Source organism: Sivoneniella epilithica UHCC 1019 (genome assembly GCF_040830845.1).
Classification (GTDB): Bacteria; Cyanobacteriota; Cyanobacteriia; order Leptolyngbyales; family Leptolyngbyaceae; genus ULC077BIN1.
Map to the genome: position 1 here is coordinate 11021 of NZ_JBFPDP010000072.1, position 8262 is coordinate 19282.

The 8262-nt window shown below is 46.9% G+C and carries 7 protein-coding genes; 3 read left to right on the top strand and 4 right to left on the bottom strand.

Annotated elements, in window-relative coordinates; all coding sequences use genetic code 11:
- Positions 1-115: 115 nt before the first annotated feature.
- Both AB3R30_RS24930 and AB3R30_RS24935 read right to left on the bottom strand, forming a co-directional pair.
- Positions 116-760 carry a PEP-CTERM sorting domain-containing protein gene (locus AB3R30_RS24930; RefSeq protein ID WP_458651911.1) on the bottom strand — a complete coding sequence of 215 codons (645 nt, stop codon included), beginning with the start codon at positions 758-760 and terminating at the stop codon, positions 116-118.
- 441 nt (positions 761-1201) lie between these two features.
- Positions 1202-4684, bottom strand: a complete 3483-nt coding sequence (locus AB3R30_RS24935; RefSeq protein ID WP_458651912.1) for a two-partner secretion domain-containing protein — start codon at positions 4682-4684, stop codon at positions 1202-1204.
- Between the two features lie 223 nt (positions 4685-4907).
- Here AB3R30_RS24935 and AB3R30_RS24940 point away from each other — a divergent pair, with 223 nt between their 5' ends.
- Together AB3R30_RS24940 and ubiG are read left to right on the top strand one after the other, a co-directional pair.
- Complete coding sequence (locus tag AB3R30_RS24940) at positions 4908-6173, top strand: glycosyltransferase (protein ID WP_458651913.1); 1266 nt, start codon at positions 4908-4910, stop codon at positions 6171-6173.
- A 65-nt stretch (positions 6174-6238) separates the two neighbouring features.
- Complete coding sequence (gene ubiG / locus AB3R30_RS24945) at positions 6239-6994, top strand: bifunctional 2-polyprenyl-6-hydroxyphenol methylase/3-demethylubiquinol 3-O-methyltransferase UbiG (protein ID WP_458651914.1); 756 nt, start codon at positions 6239-6241, stop codon at positions 6992-6994.
- A gap of 50 nt (positions 6995-7044) precedes the next feature.
- Here the strand turns inward: ubiG and AB3R30_RS24950 are convergent, their stop codons facing one another.
- A complete protein-coding gene (locus tag AB3R30_RS24950) occupies positions 7045-7335 on the bottom strand; it encodes a DUF2288 domain-containing protein (protein ID WP_458651915.1) in 291 nt (96 codons plus the stop codon).
- 283 nt (positions 7336-7618) lie between these two features.
- Between AB3R30_RS24950 and AB3R30_RS24955 the strand changes: the two genes are divergently transcribed.
- Entirely contained in the window at positions 7619-7849 is a 231-nt protein-coding gene (locus AB3R30_RS24955) for a hypothetical protein (RefSeq protein ID WP_458651916.1), read from the top strand.
- A gap of 15 nt (positions 7850-7864) precedes the next feature.
- Here AB3R30_RS24955 and AB3R30_RS24960 read toward each other — a convergent pair whose 3' ends face one another.
- Complete coding sequence (locus AB3R30_RS24960) at positions 7865-8173, bottom strand: ComEA family DNA-binding protein (RefSeq protein ID WP_458651917.1); 309 nt, start codon at positions 8171-8173, stop codon at positions 7865-7867.
- Positions 8174-8262: the final 89 nt, after the last annotated feature.

Below are 8262 nucleotides of genomic sequence, written 5' to 3' on the forward strand. Positions count from 1 at the left end.
GCAATCCCTTGTGGTTGCCCTTCATCTCCGTCAGGGTAGGCACAAGACCTACCCCTACAGTCAAATGACTTCGTATATGCCATAAAGTATTGGAGGTTAAAGATGCGATTTTTGCTTACTGCTTCTGGGTTCGCTTCTTCAGTAGCATCCCCAAACCAAATACTGCCGCTCCCACCATGGTTGTTGGTTCAGGAACTGCCTCCACGCTAGTACTAGTCACCGAGATCATCATGTCAGGCGCTGATTCAGAATCTCCAACTTTTAGAAATGAGCGATCCGATGCAAAATGCCCGGTAATCGGACCAAAGGTTGGCAAAATATTAGGGCTTTCAACAATGCCATTGAAGCTTAAAAACAATGATCCTAGGGTGGGGTCATTTTGAGAGGTGTTGCCAATTTCAAAATCGGGAAAGAAAATATCCGTATCATCTTGGCGAAAGAAAGCTTTAGTAGAACCCTGAGTAAATAGAGCTTTAAAGGTTGGGAAGTGATCGTTGAAAAGCTTAATGGTGAACTCTTGAATTTCAAATAGACCCACTTTGTGGCTGGGGTCAAGATCCGGTGCATCGTCAGGAATTATGAAAAAGCCTTCGTATCTGGCATTTTGATATTCAGGATAGAAGTGAGAGTATTCAGGATTTTGGGCACTGCCTGTGGTTCCTGAAAGCTTAAATACCACTGCACTGGCAGGGTCAAGGCTGCTAGTAGACAGCGCGATCGTACCAGCAATGGTGAGTGAAAGCTTTTTCATCATGGTCATCGGGAGATCTCCTACAAGATGTTTAACTGAATGAATTAGACGATGAATTAGGCACTGTTACGGGAACCAAGACCAAACGGCATTGACAGAAATGATTTTTACTAAGGCATGACCCTATTTCACGCAACAAACGTTGCTAGTCAGAAAATATTTGGATGCAGTAATTACACTCTTAAGATGCTAATTACCTAGAACACCAGGCTGGCTCAGTTGCTTCTTTTGAAGCTTTTTCTGTCTGAAATCTATTACTCATCACAGCTGCTCATCAAAGAATAATCAACACCTCAGAAAAAGGCAGTATTTACACGGAAACTTCAAAGAAAAATTACAATTATTTCTTACATATAACCCGTCGAAAAAGCGTCATAAGATGCGCCTATCTAAGGCTAGAGAGGATTTAGTTGTAGAAGAGATATCAAGCTTAAGTAAAGCAGCACTTTACTATTCTGCGATCGCTGATTTGCCATTGACTTCATCCTTGCAATCTATTTGGGGCAGCCAAGATTGATGAGCCATTGTATTCGGAGCTTGGGCAATCAACTCTACCTGTCCATCTTGAGAAACAACCCAGCCTTGTGCTTCTATAATCGCTTTTGATGGGGGGGCTATTTTTGAGGGTTCTGCCGGAGCGCGCCCAGTTTGCAGTGTGAAAGCGCGGAGATCTTGCCACACAGGTTGCCCATCGAAGGCGGCACTAGGTGGGGCAGGTAAACCGCCTCGTCCTGTGATAATAAATTCACCTTGTTTACGAGCGGTGCTGCTGCCACTACAACTTTGGCTCACAAGGGAGGCGCTATCGATCAATCCTGATGACAGTGCGGTGAGACTCTTACTAGGATCTACGTCTGGTGTTTTAATTTCTACGACTCCATTGATCCCAAAGGTGGAGCTAGCAGTAATGTCGCTTTTTGGCGTTAACTGCGATCGCACCTGAATTCCAAAGATGCCTTGAGCGTTAATTTGAACTCTCCCGCCACGCCCTTGAAAGGCATTCGCTGCAATGTCGCTGTTTTCATTCGACACGGCAATTAGAAAACCGTTTGGTGCATTAATGGTAATGTTGCCGCCGTCCCCTCCTGCCAAAGCTGTGCCTGCATTCGTCGAAATGCGGCTGCCCCGACGCAGCAATAAAATATCCTGCACTTGAAGATTGATGTTCCCGCCATTCGTGCTAGCAGTATCAGCCGAGATAACGCCTCGGTCATCTAGAGTAATGCGGTTTGCTTGAATCTGGATGTCTCCGCCCCGTCCACTGCCTCGACTATCGACCGAAATACGAGCGCCCGCTTGAATGGTTAAAGTTGGGGATTCTAGGGTGATCTTGCCAGCATCGCCAGTTGAACCGTCGTCAGTCAGTGCCAAAAAACCAGTATTGTCGCCGGTTAAAGAGATGGAATCTGCGCCTGTAATCGTGAGGTTGCCTGCTTTTCCTTGTCCAGGAATGGGACTGGTGCTTTGGGTGCTGGCATTAATTCGAGCGCCATTGGTGAATGAGAGCGATCGCGTTTGAATGTCAATGTTGCCACCGCTGCCCGTGCCGCTGCCTGTGGTTGTTCTATCAGATATCACCTCACTAGTAATACCACTGGGTTGTCCGACATTACTTCCTACTCCGTCAAACCAAATCCGATCAGCGCTGATGGTGACATTGCCTGCGCTTTGAGGACCGCGAGTAGTCGTTCTAATTTGAGAGCCGTTGAGTGCGGTTAAGCTTCCAGTGGTAATGGTGGTGTTGCCACCCCTCCCGATCGCACCCGCTTCTACAGTGGTCAGAGTGCGGCTTGCCCCATCTAGTAGAATGGACTCTTGAGCCGCGATCGTTAAGTTGCCTGCATTACCGCGTGCAAATGTGCTGGTAAATATCGTCGAGGCATTGTTTGCAGATAAAGAGCGGGTATTAATGGTGAAATCACCTGCATTCCCAGTGGCAGGCAGTTGCCCCGGAGCAGGCAGTTGAACGTTAGTTCCCATTTGGCTGAGGTTATCTAGTGAAATCAAATCGGCATTAATGAGAATATCTCCCGTGTTGCCACTGCCTAGAGTCCCCGCAATGATCTGACCCCGATTGTTGAGGGAAAGCGAGGGCGTGGTGATGGTGAGATTGCCGCCCCTTCCCCGTGCTGGCGCAAACACTAGCGTGCTAGCTTCACTACTATTGAGCGCGATCGCTTCCGTTGCCGTAATTCTGACATCCCCTGAATTTGCTCTGCCATTCGTCGCCGCTGTCACCGTTCCAGATCGATTTAAGGTCACCACTCGTCCAGTGATCTCAATGTCGCCGCCTTTTCCGCCTGAGATGTTGGTGGTGCTGGTGCTATTGATCGGAAAGAGACGGCGATCGCCTGTACCCGTTAGCGCGATCGTGGCGTTGCTCTTGAGCGTAATGCTGCCGCCCAACTGACCCGCCGTAAAAATAGAAGCTCCAAAAACAGGCGGGTTTGCGGTATTGGGAGTGTTGACGGCAAGGTCGCCATTGGCAAGTAGCGTGACAGTGCCACCGTTGCCTGCACCGGATGAAGTATTGATTCTGCCATTGACAGTGACGGCATTACGACCGTCTATCACCACGGAGCCACCTCCGGCTGCGCTGTTATTGTTTGTGCTAATCGCGCCCACGGTAATGTTACCAGTCAGCGCATTTGGCTGATATTGGTTGGTCAGATACACCAGTGATCTCGGCTGCGCGGTGTTGATAATCGTGGCGATCGCAATATTAGCGCTGGTGCCAGACCCAATTGTTGCTGGAGTAGTTGGCAAAAATATGCCGCCTGCACTTGCTCCAGGAATACCAAAGGCTGTGGTTCCGGCGCGAACATCTAGAGTGGCGCGGCTACTGCCATTAATGGGAAGCGGTGTCCCATTGGAAAGGGTAACCGTTTCATTGATAAAGTTGACTGCATCCGTGGCGTTAATCGTAATTCTGTTGGCGGTGACTGAGCCTCCAGCAAAAATGTGGAGAGATGCGCCAGTGTAGCTGTCAAAGCTGACATCGCCACTAGCGCGAATAATCGGATCGTTGGGGCTATACCAAGAGCCGGGGCTAGAATCTAATTGCTCGATCCGAACATTGCCGCCGCTGGTATAGTGGGCATCGCCAATGATGTTGGGCGATCGCAGCACTAAATCTTTTCCGGCAAAAAAGCCGCTGTTAGCATGATTCAAAGCAAAAATATCAACGGTGTTGTTGCCTTGAACCAGCAAATCTCCTCCCGATGAAGCCACAAAAGGCAGGGTGGAGCTATCTCTAATCTGCACAGTGTTTTGAGCTTGCAGGGTCAGATTTTTTCCGGCTTGCAACTGTCCTTGCAGGTCTAACGTGTCAGCAACCAGGGTCAAATCTTGCCCTGCTGTTAAATTGCCACGAGTGGCGATCGCGGCACTAGGACGACTGGTGCCATACTGCAACCCTGGAGTGATGTTGATTGCCAACAATGGCGGAGCTTGGGGATTAATTGCGCTAAACTCGCTGCCATCGGGAAACTGAAAACTACTAGCAGTGGTTGCCACAAAAGAACCCGCCACATTTAGACGAGCATTTGCGCCAAAAAGAATGCCATTCGGATTCAGCAAAAATAGATTTGCGATACCGTTGGTACGAATCAACCCATCAATCGTGGAGATTGAGTTGCCCGTGACTCGCGTCAATATCGTTTGAATCGCCGCCGCATTGTTGAACCAAGCAGCACCACCCGTAGGAATGGAAAACTCCTTGAAACTATGGAAGAGGTTTGCGCCGCGCACCGTCCCACCGTCAATCGTGCAAACAGTGCAGCCCGATGTAACTAGGGAATTCACAGGCAGGGTGGCATCTGGAATGATTTGAGCCACCGCCGAACTGGAAACGAACAGGCTGAATACAACGCTTCCAGCAAGCCAATAGCGAACGATATCAGGTTTCATGAGAATGGGATAGCCCAGTGACATAAAACACACTCTAATAGTTTGTGGAAAAAATAAGGTAGAAAAAGTTACAAGTGGTAACTCCTGTCGTTTCGCTAACGTTTCACGAATTGCATCCAATCCCTCATCGTTTGTTTAAGGCAAAAGTCCGACCGATTCGGGTGATTCTGGAATGCAGCACAGGGAAGATATCACGAGAGTCAAACTAAAATAGCAGTTGAGCCGTGATGCAAGTTTAGGAGGGACAATGAGTCGGATTGTACTAGCAACTATTGGATCTTTGGGCGATCTACATCCTAAGATTGCATTAGGGTTAGAACTGCGCGATCGCGGTCATCAGGTCATATTTGTCACCTCTAAACAATATTGCGAAAGAATTGAATTTTTGGGATTTGAATTTCATCGCCTCCGACCAGACTATATTTCTCCAGACGATCCACAAATGTTGGCGTTGATGATGGATACGCGCCGAGGCACAGAGCGACTGCTGCGTGACTACATTTTTGCCAACATTCGCGACACCTACACCGATCTACTAGAAGCGTCGCAAGGGGCAGATTTTCTGATTGTCGGGGAAGTGGTTTATGCGGGTCGGTTGGTTGCCGAAAAGCTAGGACTTAAGTGGGCGCTGGGGGTGTTGTCTCCTGCTTCGTTTTGCTCGGTGTATGATCCGCCGGTATTTCCAGGGTTTTCAGGCTTGGAAATCCTGCGTTCTATGGGCTTATTACCCAACCAAGCGATCGTCACATTGGGTCAGTGGATGACTCGCAGTTGGTCTGCCCCTCTGCATCAGCTTCGGCAAGAAATAGGCTTACCACCCAGTGGAAATCCCATCTTTCAAGCAAAATTTTCGCCTTACCTAGTGCTGGCATTGTTTTCGCCCGTTTTGGCGGCTCCTCAAGCTGATTGGGCACCCAGCACCGTGATTACGGGCTTTACCTTTTACGATCGCACTAATCAATCTGCCAATTTATCCCCCGAACTGGAACAGTTTTTAGCGGCTGGAGATCCGCCCATTATCTTTACATTGGGGTCTGCGGCTGTTCACGATCCGGGCGATTTCTATCGGGTGAGCTTGGAAGTAGCCCAACAACTCAAGCGACGAGCAGTGATGCTAATTGGCAATAATCCACCTCCGCCAGAGTTGCCAGACACCATAAAGGCGGTAGATTATGCGCCCTACTCTAAAATTTTTCCGCACGCCTGCGCGATCGTCCATCAAGGCGGAGTGGGCACAACGGCACAGGCATTGCGATCAGGACATCCAACCGTCGTAGTTCCCTACAGCCATGATCAACCGGATAATGCGGCACGGGTGGAACGACTGGGTATATCTCGCACAATTCCCCGCGATCGCTACACGACGCATCAGGCAGTTCAAGAACTCAGCATTTTGCTACAGCAGCCAGCCTATGCCGCCAAAGCAGAGAGTATTGGCACGATAGTGCAGCTAGAAATGGGTGAAAAAGTTGCCTGTGATGCAATTGAAAAACAACTTACTTTGAAAACGTAAAATTTTGTGGTTTGATTCAAGCAGAACTTAATAACGCTTGAGTATTGAACTAGTTTAGGACTGACATGGCAATCACCCAAAAAAATGATTTGGAGTTCTACGATCGCAATGCGGATAATTGGTGGAATGAGGATACTAAAATCTATGCGTTGTACCACTTAAATAAACCCCGATTTGAGTTTTTCGATCGCCACATTTCAAATTGGCAAGGTTTGCAAGCGCTAGATGTAGGCTGTGGCGGTGGTTTTTCCTGTGAGTTTATGGCAGCGCGAGGAGTATCTGTATCGGGAATTGATCAATCCCAAAAATGTATTACGGCTGCCAAAGCCCATGCAGTTAAAAGTGGCTTTGCGATCGACTACCGTTGCGGTATTGCAGAAGCCATGCCCTACGCCGACAACAGCTTTGATGTAGTAATTAGCGTAGATGTGTTGGAACATGTAGAAAGCGTTCCTCGTGTTTTATTGGAAGTCTTTAGAATTCTAAAACCGAATGGGACTTTCTTCTTTGATACTATCAATCGCAACTTTAAATCACGGTTAGTCATGATTTGGATCATGGAAAATATCTTAAGAGAAATTCAAAAAGGTGTTCATGATTGGAATAAATTCATCACGCCAGAAGAACTCACAAAATTGCTAACTAAAAATGGTTTTAGGGACATAGACATTAAAGGATTTGACTTGTTTAGCGAAGCCCTACGACTTAACTTATTTAGTTATTTAGACTATCGAAAAACAGGCATTCCTAAAATTTTAATTAATGATGATACATCAATTAATTACATTGGTAAGGCAGTAAAAAACGTAGCATTAGGTTAGGTAATTCCGCGAAGATCGTGGTTTTGAGTCGTATTCCAATTTTTAAGGTGTTAGGCAGTTTCTTGAACCAATACATAAGGTTGCACAATTAAAGCTTGAAATCGTTTGGATTGATTTTGATTCCAAATGCTTAATTGTGCAGGAGAAGGCTTTTGAATCAATGCCTCATCAATCCAGCGCTGAATCTGGAGAGTATCATCGGTCGCGATCGCGGTGCCCACCTCAACTAAGTCAAGTCCTAAAGCAACTAAAATCACCAAATCGCGACGAGCATGAGGAGCCAGCCAATCCCATTCTGCCTCATCAAGTATTTCAGCTAGTTCTGCTCGAATATCACGCATGTTTAAAGCTACACCTTTTTGCTCAAAATTTAGTTAACTTATAGAACTCAAAAAGTTTTGTATTCTTAATCACAAATCAAATTAAGCTAGGTCACATGAATTTTCTATAAATTTTCTGCGAATGTAAAGTAGCTGGTACTTTTACGGGTTAATCCTACCGTATTCCAGGGCATTGTTAAGATTTTCAAGACTTGAGTTCGGTGATTTAACGCTGGCATAGATCCTAAGATTACTGACATCTTAGGTATGACAGATCATCAATCCTGCATCTACTACTAAATCTATGCGTCATCTTACTATTGGGCTGTCCTTATTAGCCATACTTTTTTCAACGGCTGAGCCATCCTTTGCTGGAAAGGATGGAGTACCCAGTCGGCGGGTTGGAGGGGGCACCCGCTGGACTCAGCCAAAGTCAAAGCAATTTCCTTCGGCTCACTCTAAACTCAGTGCCATGACCTTTGCATCCAGAAACAATTTACCGATCGCATTGAGGTTAAAAGCAATTTATGGCTAAAAAGACTTAGTTAAGCTACCAGATAATTTTGTCTTTTAGCTTCTGAAGCAGTTTGGGACCTACGCCAGAAACTTGATCAACGTCTGCCAAAGAGGTAAATCGCTTTTGCTGACGGGCTGCAATAATCCGCTTTGCTAAGCCTGGTCCTACTCCTGGCAAGGTTTCAAGTTCTGCTTGAGAAGCGCTGTTTAAATTAACCCGGTGGGTTACCTGCTTAAGAGTTGTGCTGGTTCGCTTTGCTTTGTGGGTTGATGCAGGCTTAACACTTGAGGATGCTTGCGGTCGAACCAATTTTGCTGCTGGTAATGCAGTAGAAGATGGCAATTTGGGCTGCGGACTAGTAGTCTGTCAAGAAAGAATTGATGGATAGAGACGCTTGAGTTTGATGCGGGCATCTTGAGTCGTAAATTGCC

Bases quoted from the DNA above. Each gene is read 5' to 3' on its own strand.
- AB3R30_RS24930 (WP_458651911.1), bottom strand. From the start codon at position 760: ATGACCATGATGAAAAAGCTTTCACTCACCATTGCTGGTACGATCGCG.
- AB3R30_RS24935 (WP_458651912.1), bottom strand. From the start codon at position 4,684: ATGTCACTGGGCTATCCCATTCTCATGAAACCTGATATCGTTCGCTAT.
- AB3R30_RS24940 (WP_458651913.1), top strand. From the start codon at position 4,908: ATGAGTCGGATTGTACTAGCAACTATTGGATCTTTGGGCGATCTACAT.
- ubiG (WP_458651914.1), top strand. From the start codon at position 6,239: ATGGCAATCACCCAAAAAAATGATTTGGAGTTCTACGATCGCAATGCG.
- AB3R30_RS24950 (WP_458651915.1), bottom strand. From the start codon at position 7,335: ATGCGTGATATTCGAGCAGAACTAGCTGAAATACTTGATGAGGCAGAA.
- AB3R30_RS24955 (WP_458651916.1), top strand. From the start codon at position 7,619: ATGCGTCATCTTACTATTGGGCTGTCCTTATTAGCCATACTTTTTTCA.